This window comes from Paenibacillus terricola (assembly GCF_014779765.1).
Classification (GTDB): domain Bacteria; phylum Bacillota; class Bacilli; order Paenibacillales; family Paenibacillaceae; genus Paenibacillus_T; species Paenibacillus_T terricola.
On the sequence record NZ_JACXZA010000009.1, the window covers coordinates 189,758 to 203,676 of the forward strand.

Genomic DNA, 13,919 nt, shown 5'->3' on the forward strand with positions numbered 1-13,919 from the left:
TGTTATCTCTCCTTATCTACTATGAACGAGTTGTCTACTGTACCCGTACGTTTAATGACGACTTTGGCATTTACGGTAATTGATGCATCGACAAAGTGCTCTTCCCAATCATTCTCCATCTGCTTCCAGACCCGCAGATTGCTGCGATGCAGGGCTTCTCCGAATCCGAAGAAATCGCAATGAAACTTTTCTTGTCCCGTCTTTATCGTTCGCTCTATAATGTCTCTCAACGACTGTTCGGCCTCGCGCTCTAACGCATCGATTACACTTTTCTCCGTTAAATCCGCCTGGCACATGACTTCCCCTACATTCTCCTCGACTCGCAGATCGACGGTCAATTTCGGCTTCCCGTTACGGACTTCCGTCTTCATGCGTGATTTCGAGTGAATAATCTCTAGCGCGATATTGCCGTCACCGCTCGGACAAGGGACATGGCCGACCGTGCTTTTTACACGATTCACAATATAGTTATATCCTTTGCTCTGTTCTTCGCTCAGCCAGCCGATTAATTTATCGTATCGAAAAACGGCAAGTCCGTTATTCCGCAATCTCGCATCTGGCTGAAGCTTTTCCACATTGCTTTTCTGCTTCCCTTTTTCTTCGTTGCCTGTAGCTTTGATTCCGCTGAGCACCGGATTTTTTCCCTTGCTCTCATAGTCTCGGATGAACATGTCCAGCGTAACAGCGGACACAGGCGCCCATGCTTTCTCTGAAACTTGAATCGAATTGTATATTTTGGAGGCTGGAATTTTATCGAGGGGGGTGAGTAATTCCAGCAGATCCTCTGCTTTTGTTTCTTTAGCTACGATTACATAGAAATCCATCCGAAGCTCATAGTCTCTGGATAGAAGATCCAACGCTTCTGCGATGCCCTCTCGCGCCAACTCCTCTCCAATCACGACAACGCGAAGATGAGCCGCATATATTTTTCTCGGACTGATCGTCGTCATCTTACGGATCGCTTCGAATATCGTAACGCCGCTGGCCCGATACGTCGTAACCGGCGTGGAGTAACCGGCAGAGCCTTTCGAGGTCGCCACTTCGCTAGGCTGCACGACCTGCGCCGTTACGCGATAGCGCTCCCCGACCTTATCGATCCCCAGTCCGACCGCAATCGCCAGCTCGTTCAATTCTCTACGATCCCAGCACCCAGTCAGCGGCAGCAGCAAGAACACGACGATTAACATGACCGCACACCTTTTCATGCTAACCTTCATGTACGCTTCCACCTTCTCGGATTAGGCTGACGGAACGGATTCAGCTTGCCGAACATGCTTGGCCTTTTGTTCATTTTTCGCTGGGTAACCCGTAGAATAACGTCCTTCTGATCGCCGAAGTTAAACGGACCTACTGGGGACATATATGGTACGCCGAAGGAACGCAAGCTGGTCAAATGCAGCAGGATAGCGACAATTCCAATGAAAATCCCGAACATGCCGAAGGCTGCGGCAAGACCCATGAAGAAAAACCGGCTGATCCTGACCGCGATCGACATATCGAATTCCGGTATAACGTAACTGGATATTGCCGTGATGGATACGACGATAATCATGCTGGCTGAAATAATTCCCGCTTCTACAGCAGCTTGGCCAATAACGAGCGTCCCTACAATGGAAACAGCTTGTCCAACTGCTCGGGGCATCCGCACCCCGGCTTCACGCAATATTTCATAGGTCGCTTCCATAATGATCGCCTCGACGAAAGCAGGGAATGGCACCCCTTCGCGCTGGGCCGCTAAGCTGATCAGGAGCTGAGTTGGAATCATCTCCTGATGATAGGTTGTAATGGCGATGTACAAGGCCGGGACAAGCGTTGCAATGAATAGAGCGAAATATCGCAGCCCCCGAATGATCGTACTGATATCGGCACGATGGTAATAATCTTCAGCCGCTTGAAAGAATTGCACGAACAAGCTCGGCACGAGCAGCACATGCGGCGTTCCATCGATTAGGATGGCGACACGCCCCTCAAGCAAGGATGCAGCGATCGCATCTGGCCTCTCGGTATTAATAATGGTCGGGAAAATCGTGAACGTTTCGTCTTGGATAAACTCTTCGATATACCCGCTCTCAAGAACAGCGTCTATTTCGATCGAATCCAGCCGTCTGAATACTTCCTCATACACATCCTTGTCGGCTAGCCCCTCCATGTACATGACCGAGACATTCGTCTGCGACATCGTGCCAATGGTACGGCTCTTCATCACGAGATTCGGGGATTTGACGATTCTGCGAATCAAGGCGATGTTCACATGAATGTTTTCCGTGAAGGCCTCCTTGGGACCCCGAATGACAGTCTGGTTCGTCGGTTCCGCAACCGCACGCTGCTCCCAACCGGCCATCGGTATGATGAACCCTTCCGTATAGCCATCTACGATAACGACAACACAGCCTTTCATCAGCGATTGCACCGCTGAATCCAGGCTGTCGAATTTGCTGATTTGTCCAACCGCCAAGATAGAATCCATCATAAGTTCGGGCAGTTCGGATTGCTGACGGCCCTCCATCGATACCGATTCCTGCATGAGCGGTTCCAAAATAAACTGATAAATCAATTGTTCATCGGATAAGGCGTCAAAATATAAAAGTGCGATCTTGATCGGATAGGAATCCGCTCCGACCCGTACCTTGCGGATAATAAGGTCATCGCTGTAACATGTCTGCCTTCTGATCTCCTCGATGTTCGTTTCCAGGTTGGTCTGCGTCTTCAAGTTCGTATTCGTCGGCATTTCGCATCCCTCCCGTCATCTTGGTTGTTATCGACCATTATTAACGGAGGTTAATTATTCTAAACGCCATCGATATCATGCGTTCAGCTTAAAGCAAGAATAAGTTCATCCATATCGGGTAATGATGACATCAGGAAATTCGAGGAATTTCATAGGATTTCCGGCGGGATCATACTACTTATTGTGAAGCAAGGGGAACCTGATCAATATGCCAAATGCTGTTCCATACTTGATTTTAGTTTTCCTGTCCGTCGTAACGATGACCTATGTCTTTCTACGCACGAGAGCCTATATAACGCTTGTATGGTTCCTCGCTCTTTCGGGATTGATTTTCGTGTTCGAATTCATCGTTCTGGTGCTTTTCAATTCCTACACCTACTATCCTGAACTTATTGATAACCCCTATCTGGATTCGCTATTTGGCGCACTTGTATCCAACTTCTGTGCCGTCCCTGTTGTCGGAATTACAATCGTTACCTTTCGTCTTCGTTTCATATGGTTCATTGTATTTGCGCTATTCTTCACGGGGGTCGAATGGTTGTTTATTCGTCTCGGCATCTATGAGCACCACTGGTGGAGATTGTCCTACACCTTCGTATTTATGACGCTTTTCTTCTGGCTTTCGCGTTTCTGGGCTAATCAGACTGTCCGTGGTTCCAAGTTATTTCGATACTTATCCATGTTGCTGTTCTGTGTATGCTTGTGCAACACCGTTTCCTTTCTAATGCTTCTTGCAGGATCGAATGATTTCTATATCGGATGGTTCGCGAATCCAACGCGAGACAACGTTGTCGTGAGCTTTCTATTCATCTTGGGAACCGGCATCATTCTGACAAGCACAATCTACTGGACTACCGCTCTCCGCTGGATCATAGCCGCGCTTGCCATTGTGACTGCCATTCAGATCGTTCTCTACGCGACAGGGATCATACGCATCTATATATCACTCTGGCTGTTCTACCCAATGTTCCTTGTCTGCCATGGTCTAATTGCTTGGCTGCTCGTGAAGTCCAGGTATGCGTTGAATGGGTTGAAGCAATGATTAGGCTGCCCTGATTATTCAGGACAGCCCCATCGCCAAGAGCCATCTCCCTTGTTCGATTCGCCCTTAGCTTCCACTCTCAACCGTTAATTCAATAACATCGATCAGCTTATTCATCTGCTTCTCGATCTGATCGATGACCCATTCATCCCCCGATGACACTATTGTCATTCGCGACAAGCCAACTTCTTCGCTGGCTCCAACCGTCATACTGTCGATGTTGAAACCGCGGCGGCTGAATAACCCGGTCACCCGGTGCAGGACACCGGGCTGATCATTTACAAGTACTTTAATCGTATAGGTCTGCATCATTCGTTCTCCCCCAATAACATTTGATCCAAGTTCGTTCCGCCGATAACGAAAGGATATACATTCTCGTCTCTCGCTACAACAAACTCCACCAGTACAGGACCGTTCGTCTCCACAGCTTCCTGCCATACCCGCTCCGCTTCAGCCTTCGTGCTTGCTCGCAGTCCTTTTACCCCATAAGCTTCAGCCAGTCGAACAAAATCAGGACTTCCCGCCAGATCGATATGGCTGAGCCGATTGCCGTGGATGATCTCCTGCTGCTGTCTCACCATACCGAGCACCTGATTATTGATAACGACAATCTTAACAGGGATCTGATCTAGGGCGCATATCGCCAACTCTTGCGCGCACATCTGCATGCCCCCATCCCCGTTAATCGAGACAACAAGTCGGTCAGGATTACCGATTTGTGCACCGATTGCTGATGGGAATCCGAAGCCCATCGTACCTAATCCGCCTGAACTGATAATGGACCGAGGACGCTTGAATTTGTAGAATTGCGCAGCCCACATTTGATGCTGGCCAACGTCAGTCGTAATGATCGCTTCCCCGTTCGTCTTCTCGCTGATCATCTCGATAATATACTGCGGCTTCAGTTCCGTCTCGGAATCCGTGTAACTTAGAGGTCTCGCCGTTTGGTCCGCCTCGATCGTCGCCCTCCAGCTGCCGATCTGATAAGGCTGCGCCCTCTTGTTGGCATACTGGAGAACGTCCTTGATGTCGCCAACGCAGCCGATATCGGTCTTAATGTTCTTGCCGATCTCCGCAGGGTCAACATCAATATGAGCAATCGTCTTCGCATGCGGGGCGAAACCTGCCGTGTTCATCGTTGCGCGGTCATCGAATCGGGAGCCGATCGATATGAGCAGGTCGGCATTCTGAACCGCCATATTAGCGGCATACGTGCCATGCATGCCGAGCATCCCGAGCGACAGCTCGTGACCGCTGGGGAACCCGCCTAGTCCGAGTAATGTGGTGGTGACAGGAATCTGCGTCTGTCTTACGAATTCTAGCAGTTCATTCGATGCATCAGAGTAAACAACCCCACCTCCTGCAATGATGACAGGCTTCTCGGCTTGGGCGATCGCATCAAGCAGTCGATCAATTGCCGCATGATCTGGCTTCGGCGTGGCGGTGTATCCGCGTAAGTCGATCGTTTCGCTCTGGGCCGGATCATACTGCATCTTGTGATTCGAGATATCCTTCGGGATATCGATAAGGACAGGTCCCTTTCTTCCTGTATTTGCGATATGGAACGCCTCATGAACGATGCGTGGAATGTCCTGTGCATCGCGAACCAGATAGCTATGCTTCGTAATTGGCATCGTAATACTGACGATATCAGCCTCCTGGAAAGCGTCGCTTCCCATCACCGTCGTCGGAACGTTGCCCGTAATAACAACAAGCGGAACCGAATCCATATAAGCCGTTGCGATACCTGTAACCAGATTTGTTGCCCCCGGTCCCGAGGTCGCGATACATACGCCAACCTTACCCGTCGATCTCGCATAGCCATCCGCCGCGTGGATAGCCCCTTGCTCGTGCCTCGTCAGAATGTGCTTGAACTCATCGTTATCGACCATCGCATCATAGATGTAGAGTACATTGCCCCCCGGGTAACCGAATACGCACTCCGTTCCTTCCTTCAGCAAAGCGTGAAGCAGCACTTCAGATCCCGTCATCAGCTTCTGTTCCATCGTATTTCCTCCCTATAATCAAAATCCCCCTTCATCCGCGCGGCAGACAGCACGAAGCTGATCTGCCATAGGGACGAAAGGGGAATTTTCGTGGTACCACCCTGATTCACCGGCAACCTTACGGTACCGGCCTCAAGAGGTGAGGCAGCGCCTCACCTGCAGCACGATAACGTGTGCCACTACGTTTGAGCCTACTAGTCGAATCCACCCGCGGCGTGGACTAGAACGTTCGGTCAACAAGCTCCAAGACGACATCTGACAGGGATTAAGGCGGAAGTCTCAGCGTTCCCTCTGCTCTCTGTACATAAGAGCCCTGTCATTTAATCTTTTCATCGCTTATTCAATATGGTTGGAGGTAAACAAAAACCCCTTCCATCCCTGCAGCAAGACAGTACACGACTGTCTTGCTGCAGGGACGAAAGGGGACCTCTCGCGATACCACCCTGATTCACCGGGAACCTTCCGATTCCGGCCTCATGAGGTAAGAACATGCGATGATGTACCTTACCTCCAGCACGATAACGTGTGCCAACCCGTTCAAGCCTACTGATCGAATCCACACGCTGCGCGTGAATCCTTTCGTTCGGTCGACAAGCTCCGAGACGACATCTGACATGGGATTAAGGCCGAGGTTTCAGCATTCCCTCCGCTCTCTGTGCATAAGAGCCCTTGTCATTTAATCTCATCATTGCTTAGGAAATATGTGTATAGAAATAATAAAACCCCTCCCATCTCTGCAGCAAAGACAGTACTCGACTGCCATGCCACAGGGACGAAAGGGGAACATTTCGTGATACCACCCTGATTTACCAGGAACCTTGCGATTCCGGTCTCATGAGGTAAGGCGCGCCTTACCTGCAGCACGATAACGTGTGCCACTCCGTTTGAGCCTACTGGTCGAATCTACTGCTTCGCAGTGATTCAACGTTCGGTCAACCCGCTCCGAGACGACATCTGACAGGAGATTACGGCAAAGGTTCCAGCATTCCCTTCGCTCTCTGGACATAAGCGCTCTTGTCATTTTTTCTCATCAACGCCGAAGATATTGGACTTATATTAGCACAAGGACTAAGGGAGATTCAACCTTGATTGTGTATATTCGAGAATTAATATTAATCGAACGCGATGAGCAAATGGCCGACACCGAGCAGATTCAGCGTTTCGCCCGCCAGCGTCACATCATTTTTGTACTAATGACAACGGGTAAGCCATTGCATTCTGTTCCAAAGCTTGCTTCAATGGAGTTAACTTGTATTAGAAATGAGTGATCAGTATGAATGCACCGCTACGGATCGGCATTATTGGAGGTGGTTGGCGTGCTGCCTATTATCTTCGTATTGCAAGCCTGCTTCCGCATCTGTTTCATATAACCGGGATCGTCCTGCGCGACCCGGCCAAATACAGCGACCTTCTCGCACGTTGGAGTGTTCGCGCCTTTCGTTCAGCCGAGGAACTTGCCGCCGAGAGTGATTTTCTCGTTCTAGCGGTATCCAAAACATCTGCCACTGCCTATATTACCGACCTAGCTGCCTCCGATATCCCAATGTTAGCCGAAACGCCGCCCGCGACAAGTCTTGCCGAATACGAGCAGTTGTCGACTATTGCAGCACGCAATCCCCGCATTCAAGTTGCAGAGCAATACCCGTTTCTGCCGCATAACCAAGCACGCACGGCCTACATCAATTCCGGCAAACTTGGTGATGTGATGCACGTTCAAGTGTCGGCCGGTCACGGTTACCATGGGATCAGCCTTATTCGCAAGTGGCTGTCCATCGGTACGACGCTGGAGTGCGAGATTATCGGACGACGCTTTTCTATGCCCATTGCAGACACCCCACATCGAGGACAAGCCTCGTCGAACGAACCCGGCATCGAGCAGCAGGACATCGCGATCTTCAGTTTTGCCGATGGCAAGAGCGCTGTGCTTGATTTCGCCCGCTCCCAATATTTCTCCACCATTCGAAGCAATCGCATCCTCATTCGCGGCACACATGGTGAGATCCAAGACAATACGATTACGCGCAAAATAGGGCCAGATCACTTCGAGACCGTTACGATTCAGCGTTCCCAGCATGGCCAGGAGGGAAGCTTGTTCAACCTTTCTCTTGCCCAGCTTCAAGCAGGCGCTGACATCCTTTATCGCAATCCCTTCTATCCTCACTCGCTGTCGGATGAGGAGATCGGCATCGCCGAAGCGCTGCTACGCATGCATACCTTCCTGAAAGATGGCACCTCCTTCTATTCCTTGGCCGAGGCATTAACAGATGTCCGCCTGGGGTTAAGCATGGACGAGGCGCTCGCGAGCAAGGGAGCTGTCACTGTTCGTATTGGATAGTCAGTAAGGCCGCCAGATAACAAACAAGCCCCTTCCACATGGAAGAGGCTTGTTTGACTTTTCTAACCCAATTCTTGCGCGTTCTATCTCTGTTTGCTGTACTATTCCTTAACGCCGCCAAGCGCGACGCCTGCAATGATGTAACGGGACAGCAAGAAGTAGATCACGAACAACGGTAATGCCGTCAGCGCCAGACCCATGTAGATCGAGCCGAACTCCGTCTTATAGATATCTCCACGGAGCAAGCTGACCATGATCGGCAGCGTGTACTTCGACTTATCCGTGAGCAAGATGAGCGGCATGAACAAGTTGTTCCAGCTTGCGACGAAAGCGAAAATCGCTTGTGTCGCTAGTGCCGGCGTCATGAGCGGCAGGATAATCCGGTTGAACGTAGCGAACTCGCCCGAGCCGTCAATACGCGATGCTTCAACGATTTCGAGCGACAGCGTCGACAGCAGGTATTGGCGCATGAAGAACACCATGGCCGGCGCTGCAATCGCTGGCAGAATGAGCGGCAGGAAGCTGTTGTTCAAGTGCAGCTGATACATGAACTTGTAGAAGCCAATTGCACTTGCTTGTGTCGGAATCAACATGACACACAGAATGAAAGTGAAGAACGCTTGACGCCACTTCCAGTTGTAAACCACGAGCCCGTATGCGGTCAACGCCGAGAAATAGACGGACAAGGCGGTTGATGAAGCCGAGATGATGAACGAGTTCAAGAACCCTTTAAGCGGATCGAAGCTTTTGCTCGTCAGCACATCCCAGTTGGTCTTGAGATGAGTCGACGGCAGCAGCGAGAGGCCGCTTTGAATTTCAGCTGTAGAACGCGTCGCATTGACGAACATAATCCAGAACGGGAGGATGCTGAGCACTGCAAGGCCGATGCAGACGATATAGATGATGGTCTTGTTGATGCCGCGCGTGGCCTTTGCTGCAGTCACTGAATTTGCCATTGATTACATCCCCCTTGCTGCTGCTTTTGCAGCTTTCTTTTGCGCTCTGAGCTTCTTCCGCAGCTGTCCTTCGCTGCGATCGCGCATCAGATAGAACATCAATGCTGCCAATGCAGCTGCAATTACGAACATAATCATACTTGCTGCAGCGGCTTTGTTATACATGTAAGCACCTTTGAATGCTTGCCCATAGATGAACACCGATGTCGTTAAAGTCGCATTATCCGGACCGCCCGCAGGGGTAATGAACAGCTGCGGAATATCGAACATTTGCAAACCGCCGACCATCGACGTAATGAGCGTGAACAACATGATCGTACGAAGACTAGGCAGCGTGACGCGGAAGAAGGTCTGGAACCCGCTGGCGCCGTCAATTGCCGCAGCCTCGAAGAGAGCCGGGTTAATGCCCATGACGCCTGCGATCAGAATGATCATCGTGTTACCGTACCACATCCAGAACTGAATGAACGAAACAATGCCCCTTGCAGTATTTTTCTGTTGAAGGAATTGAATTGGCGCATCGGACCACCCGAGTGCATCGAACAAACTATTCACAGGACCCATCGGAAAAGCGAATAAGGTACTGAAAAGCACAGCGATCGTACTCGCCGTGATTATATTCGGCATGTAGAGCAAAACTTTGAACATGCCCTGCCCCTTAATATTCAGGCGCTGGTTCGTGAACCATGCCGTAAGCAAGAGTGCAAGAGCAATCTGAGGGATGAAGTTCGTAATCCAGAGAATAAATGTATTAGATAGTGATTGTCTGAACGATGCATTGTCGAAAATAAGTTCCTTGAAGTTCTGGAACGGATTATCCAAGATATGAACCGGTTTCGGGATAACCCCTTTCATATCGGTGAACCCTATAAAAGCCGTATACAGCGTTGGATACAAAGCGAAAACGAGAAACACTAATACAAAAGGAATGCTGAAAATATAGCCGTATTTCGCGTAATTAATTGTTCCTTTGCGGCGCATGTACTCACCTCATCAATTGATATAAAGGGGCGGGATAATCCGCCCCGCCCCTTCGGCGCCTCTTATTCGCTTTCGATACCGAGTTGGTCTTTAACTGTTTGCTTGAAGTCTTTGAGTGCTGCATCGCGCGTCTTGTTGCCTGCTGCGTATGCACGTACTTGGTCACGCCAGATCAGGTTGATGGACTCGTCGTATTGCGTCAGGTTTTTACCCGAAGCGTTTTTGTTCGCCGGAACGAATGCTTCGAACATATTTTGTCCGCCGAGCAGTGGAACTTCGCCATTGGACTTATCCATTACAACAGACGATGCAACGCTGTCTTTCGTACCTTGCTCGCCTTCTTTCATCGTGCCGTTAGCCCAATAGTATTGGAGGCCTGTGTCGGACGTGTCGAGCGTTACCCAGTTGACGAAGTCAGCAACTGCTTTTTTCTTTGCTTCGTCCTTAGTAACATCTTTGTTCGCGAGCAGCCAAGTGCCGCCCCAGAAGAAGCCTGTTGGTGGTTCCGTAACAGCCCAGTCGCCGTTCGTGTCTTTAACTTGATCCTTCATAACATAGTTGATGAGCCATGCTGGGCCGAAGAAACCGAATACTGGTTTCGCGCCTGCGCCGGACATATCCGCATACCATGCTTCCTGCCAGTCTTGCGTGCCGTTGCTGTAGCCGTTGTCCGTCAGCTTCTTGGAGTAGTCAAGGAACTGCTCGCGCTTCGGATCGATGTGAAGCTTGCCGTCAACAACCCAGCCTTGATCGGAGCTGTTCTCGATTGGGTGCCAGATGTCGCCGTCGCCGGAAACGATTGCATAACCTTTTGCTTTCAGCTTGTCAGCTGCTTCGAAGTACTTTTCCCAACCCGGGCCAACTTCCGTTTTGATCGTTGCAGGATCGTCAGTGCCGAATACTTCTTTTGCGATCGAACGACGATAGATGAAGCCGCCGCCCGTTGCTTGGTAACCGAGTGCTCTAAGCTGGCCGTCTTTGCTGCCGATATCTACGGAATATTGAGCGATGCCAGCGTCCTTCACCAATTGATCCGTGAGACCCAGGTCTGCATAGTTAGCAGCATAGTCGGATGCATCGCCTTGCGTATACTTGAGTACGAATGCCGATTCAGCTGCGTAGATGTCTGGAGCGTCTTTGCCGCCGCCAGCGAGTGCTTGGTCAAGTGCAGGCTGATAAGCGCCGTCCGTCGTTGCGATAACCGTCGTTTTGAACTCTACGTTCGCGTCCGGATGCGTTTCGGTATACTTTTTCGTCATATTCGGAATTTCGTCAGTGAAGCTCCAGAGATTGATCGTTACTTTCTCATTGCTCTTCGTCGCAGTGTCAGTAGTCGTTGCAGTCGTGCTAGAGCCAGTGTCTGAGGATGCGTTTGAATTCGACTTCGAGTCCGAGCTGCCACAAGCTGTGAGTGCTGTTGTTACGACAAGCATTGCCGAGACTCCCATTAAAGCATGTTTGAATCGTTTCATACTTTGCCTCCCTTTTTTACAACCCTGTTTAAATGTAACCGCCTTCATATTGTAGGACGAAAGTACGAATTGCGTAAGGATTCCGCCATTGGGTAAAGTACCACTTTTATTAGATGTTGCTGAAGATGTAGATTTGAATAATAGTTCAAAATAATGACATTATGTCATTATTGCAGCACAAAAAAAACCGTTATCCATTGGATGGATAACGGTTTTTTCATTTAATCGGGATGACACGATTTGAACATGCGACCCCCTGGTCCCAAACCAGGTGCTCTACCAAGCTGAGCTACATCCCGTAAGTATTGTAAAGATGGCGTGCCCTGAGAGATTCGAACTCCCGACCTTTTGATTCGTAGTCAAACGCTCTATCCAGCTGAGCTAAGGGCACATGGATAATAAGAAAATGGAGGCGCCACCCAGATTCGAACTGGGGGTAAAGCTTTTGCAGAGCTTTGCCTTACCGCTTGGCTATGGCGCCATAATGGAGCGGAAGACGGGAATCGAACCCGCGACCCTCGCCTTGGCAAGGCGATGCTCTACCGCTGAGCCACTTCCGCATATTGATTTTAGCGAGGTCCACGCAAGTAATCGGATTAAGCTACAGAGCTTCACGTCACTTTGTGGGGATTATGGTGCGGTCAAGAGGACTCGAACCTCCACGGTTGTTACACCACTGGCACCTGAAGCCAGCGCGTCTGCCAATTCCGCCATGACCGCGTATTAAGTTTGGTGCGGTTGAGAGGACTCGAACCTCCACGAGCGTACGCCCACTACCCCCTCAAGATAGCGTGTCTGCCATTCCACCACAACCGCATATGAAGTTAAAAGTGAGCCATGTAGGACTCGAACCTACGACACCCTGATTAAAAGTCAGGTGCTCTACCAACTGAGCTAATGGCTCTTATTAGAAAATGGCTGGGGATCAAGGATTCGAACCTAGGAATGACGGAGTCAAAGTCCGTTGCCTTACCACTTGGCTAATCCCCAATATTGTAATGGGGCGATCGAGGGGAATTGAACCCCCGAATGTCGGAATCACAATCCGATGCGTTAACCACTTCGCCACGACCGCCATACAAACAGTTAAGTGGCAGGGGCAGCAGGAATTGAACCCACACCAAAGGTTTTGGAGACCTTTGTTCTACCTTTAAACTATGCCCCTATAAAGAAAATGGTGGAGGATGATGGATTCGAACCACCGAACTCAGAGAGAGCAGATTTACAGTCTGCCGTGTTTAGCCACTTCACTAATCCTCCATGAAACATGGTGCCGGCGATAGGAGTCGAACCCACGACCTACTGATTACAAGTCAGTTGCTCTACCAACTGAGCTACACCGGCATATTAAGTTGTCAAGAATGGTGGCTCGGGACGGAATCGAACCGCCGACACGAGGATTTTCAGTCCTCTGCTCTACCAACTGAGCTACCGAGCCTTAATGCATGTTTGTTAAAAATGGCGGAGCCGACGGGATTCGAACCCGCGGTCTCCTGCGTGACAGGCAGGCATGTTAGGCCTCTACACCACGGCTCCACACTAGAATTAAATTGGTTGCGGGGGCAGGATTTGAACCTGCGGCCTTCGGGTTATGAGCCCGACGAGCTACCGAGCTGCTCCACCCCGCGATATTCATTATGGTGGAGGCTGACGGGATCGAACCGCCGACCCTCTGCTTGTAAGGCAGATGCTCTCCCAGCTGAGCTAAGCCTCCATAATGGAAGTATTAATGGTGACCCGTAGGGGATTCGAACCCCTGTTACCTCCGTGAAAGGGAGGTGTCTTAACCCCTTGACCAACGGGCCTTATATAAAGTTCTGGCAGAGAGGAAGGGATTCGAACCCTCGAGACCCGGTTAGAGCCTACACGATTTCCAATCGTGCTCCTTCGACCACTCGGACACCTCTCTATAAATGGCTCCCCGAACAGGACTCGAACCTGTGACAACTCGATTAACAGTCGAGTGCTCTACCAACTGAGCTATCAGGGAATAACATGGTGGAGCCAAGCGGGATCGAACCGCTGACCTCCTGCTTGCAAGGCAGGCGCTCTCCCAGCTGAGCTATGGCCCCATATAATATTGAAATGGTTGGCCTTAGTGGACTCGAACCACCGACCTCACCCTTATCAGGGGTGCGCTCTAACCAGCTGAGCTAAAGGCCATTGAGACAAAAAAACCACAACACTGTGGTGTGATTTCTTGTATGGTGATCACACCCTGAAAACTGAATATGAATATGGTAGCAAACCATTTTAGCTTAAGTAATATATGCTTCCGAAGTTGCGATTTTGGCATTCGCCAAAACGCTTAGGATAAGCCCTCGATCGATTAGTACTCGTCAGCTGCACGCATTGCTGCGCTTCCACCTCGAGCCTATCAACCTGGTCGTCTTCCAGGG

8 protein-coding genes, 21 tRNA genes, 1 rRNA gene and 1 pseudogene are annotated in these 13,919 nt (G+C 50.3%); 2 read left to right on the forward strand and 29 right to left on the reverse strand.

The features are described 5' to 3' along the window. Positions 1-2 precede the first annotated feature (2 nt). Together H8B09_RS27645 and H8B09_RS27650 are read right to left on the reverse strand one after the other, a co-directional pair. Positions 3-1,217, reverse strand: a complete 1,215-nt coding sequence (locus H8B09_RS27645) for a Ger(x)C family spore germination protein (RefSeq protein ID WP_224754078.1) — start codon at positions 1,215-1,217, stop codon at positions 3-5. Then, positions 1,214-2,728 (reverse strand): spore germination protein, encoded by a 1,515-nt coding sequence (locus H8B09_RS27650; RefSeq protein ID WP_191206830.1) that lies wholly within the window; start codon positions 2,726-2,728, stop codon positions 1,214-1,216. Before H8B09_RS27650 ends, H8B09_RS27645 begins: the two co-directional genes overlap by 4 nt. Before the next feature lie 208 nt (positions 2,729-2,936). Here H8B09_RS27650 and H8B09_RS27655 point away from each other — a divergent pair, with 208 nt between their 5' ends. Next, entirely contained in the window at positions 2,937-3,770 is an 834-nt protein-coding gene (locus tag H8B09_RS27655; protein ID WP_224754079.1) for a hypothetical protein, read from the forward strand. 87 nt (positions 3,771-3,857) lie between these two features. On the opposite strand, the pseudogene ilvN reads toward H8B09_RS27655, so the two are convergent. Beyond that, positions 3,858-4,082, reverse strand: a pseudogene (gene ilvN, locus H8B09_RS27660) (acetolactate synthase small subunit); the annotation flags it as partial. Next, positions 4,079-5,776, reverse strand: a complete 1,698-nt coding sequence (gene ilvB, locus H8B09_RS27665) for a biosynthetic-type acetolactate synthase large subunit (protein ID WP_191206833.1) — start codon at positions 5,774-5,776, stop codon at positions 4,079-4,081. The gene ilvB and the pseudogene ilvN, both read right to left, overlap by 4 nt. Before the next feature lie 1,273 nt (positions 5,777-7,049). Here ilvB and H8B09_RS27670 point away from each other — a divergent pair. Next, positions 7,050-8,111 (forward strand): Gfo/Idh/MocA family protein, encoded by a 1,062-nt coding sequence (locus H8B09_RS27670; protein WP_191206834.1) that lies wholly within the window; start codon positions 7,050-7,052, stop codon positions 8,109-8,111. 101 nt (positions 8,112-8,212) lie between these two features. On the opposite strand, the gene H8B09_RS27675 is transcribed toward H8B09_RS27670, so the two are convergent. The 25 genes from H8B09_RS27675 to H8B09_RS27795 all read right to left on the reverse strand — a co-directional run. Then, positions 8,213-9,067 carry a carbohydrate ABC transporter permease gene (locus H8B09_RS27675; protein WP_191206835.1) on the reverse strand — a complete coding sequence of 285 codons (855 nt, stop codon included), beginning with the start codon at positions 9,065-9,067 and terminating at the stop codon, positions 8,213-8,215. A gap of 3 nt (positions 9,068-9,070) precedes the next feature. Continuing rightward, complete coding sequence (locus H8B09_RS27680) at positions 9,071-10,048, reverse strand: carbohydrate ABC transporter permease (protein WP_191206836.1); 978 nt, start codon at positions 10,046-10,048, stop codon at positions 9,071-9,073. Positions 10,049-10,110: 62 nt separating this feature from the next. After that, the gene (locus H8B09_RS27685) at positions 10,111-11,520 is read right to left on the reverse strand and encodes an ABC transporter substrate-binding protein (protein WP_191206837.1); all 1,410 of its coding nucleotides are present in this window, start codon (positions 11,518-11,520) and stop codon (positions 10,111-10,113) included. 225 nt (positions 11,521-11,745) lie between these two features. Then, a tRNA-Pro gene (locus H8B09_RS27690) sits at positions 11,746-11,819 on the reverse strand. Between the two features lie 15 nt (positions 11,820-11,834). Further along, a tRNA-Arg gene (locus tag H8B09_RS27695) sits at positions 11,835-11,911 on the reverse strand. 16 nt (positions 11,912-11,927) lie between these two features. Next, a tRNA-Cys gene (locus H8B09_RS27700) sits at positions 11,928-12,001 on the reverse strand. 4 nt (positions 12,002-12,005) lie between these two features. Continuing rightward, positions 12,006-12,080, reverse strand: a tRNA-Gly gene (locus tag H8B09_RS27705). A 73-nt stretch (positions 12,081-12,153) separates the two neighbouring features. Beyond that, positions 12,154-12,240: transfer RNA gene (locus H8B09_RS27710), tRNA-Leu, on the reverse strand. A 10-nt stretch (positions 12,241-12,250) separates the two neighbouring features. Continuing rightward, a tRNA-Leu gene (locus H8B09_RS27715) sits at positions 12,251-12,336 on the reverse strand. Positions 12,337-12,351: 15 nt separating this feature from the next. Next, a tRNA-Lys gene (locus H8B09_RS27720) sits at positions 12,352-12,424 on the reverse strand. A gap of 11 nt (positions 12,425-12,435) precedes the next feature. After that, positions 12,436-12,510: transfer RNA gene (locus H8B09_RS27725), tRNA-Gln, on the reverse strand. A gap of 9 nt (positions 12,511-12,519) precedes the next feature. Then, a tRNA-His gene (locus H8B09_RS27730) sits at positions 12,520-12,595 on the reverse strand. Between the two features lie 16 nt (positions 12,596-12,611). Then, positions 12,612-12,685, reverse strand: a tRNA-Trp gene (locus H8B09_RS27735). 10 nt (positions 12,686-12,695) lie between these two features. Beyond that, positions 12,696-12,780, reverse strand: a tRNA-Tyr gene (locus H8B09_RS27740). An 8-nt stretch (positions 12,781-12,788) separates the two neighbouring features. Next, a tRNA-Thr gene (locus H8B09_RS27745) sits at positions 12,789-12,864 on the reverse strand. Between the two features lie 18 nt (positions 12,865-12,882). After that, positions 12,883-12,958 (reverse strand) — tRNA-Phe (locus tag H8B09_RS27750). Positions 12,959-12,979: 21 nt separating this feature from the next. Continuing rightward, positions 12,980-13,056, reverse strand: a tRNA-Asp gene (locus tag H8B09_RS27755). Positions 13,057-13,071: 15 nt separating this feature from the next. Further along, a tRNA-Met gene (locus H8B09_RS27760) sits at positions 13,072-13,148 on the reverse strand. 10 nt (positions 13,149-13,158) lie between these two features. Then, positions 13,159-13,234: transfer RNA gene (locus H8B09_RS27765), tRNA-Val, on the reverse strand. Positions 13,235-13,250: 16 nt separating this feature from the next. Beyond that, a tRNA-Glu gene (locus H8B09_RS27770) sits at positions 13,251-13,325 on the reverse strand. A gap of 13 nt (positions 13,326-13,338) precedes the next feature. Continuing rightward, a tRNA-Ser gene (locus H8B09_RS27775) sits at positions 13,339-13,429 on the reverse strand. Positions 13,430-13,434: 5 nt separating this feature from the next. Further along, positions 13,435-13,510: transfer RNA gene (locus H8B09_RS27780), tRNA-Asn, on the reverse strand. Positions 13,511-13,516: 6 nt separating this feature from the next. Beyond that, positions 13,517-13,592: transfer RNA gene (locus H8B09_RS27785), tRNA-Ala, on the reverse strand. 14 nt (positions 13,593-13,606) lie between these two features. After that, positions 13,607-13,683, reverse strand: a tRNA-Ile gene (locus H8B09_RS27790). 146 nt (positions 13,684-13,829) lie between these two features. Continuing rightward, positions 13,830-13,919: ribosomal RNA gene (locus tag H8B09_RS27795) — 23S ribosomal RNA — on the reverse strand; the annotation flags it as partial.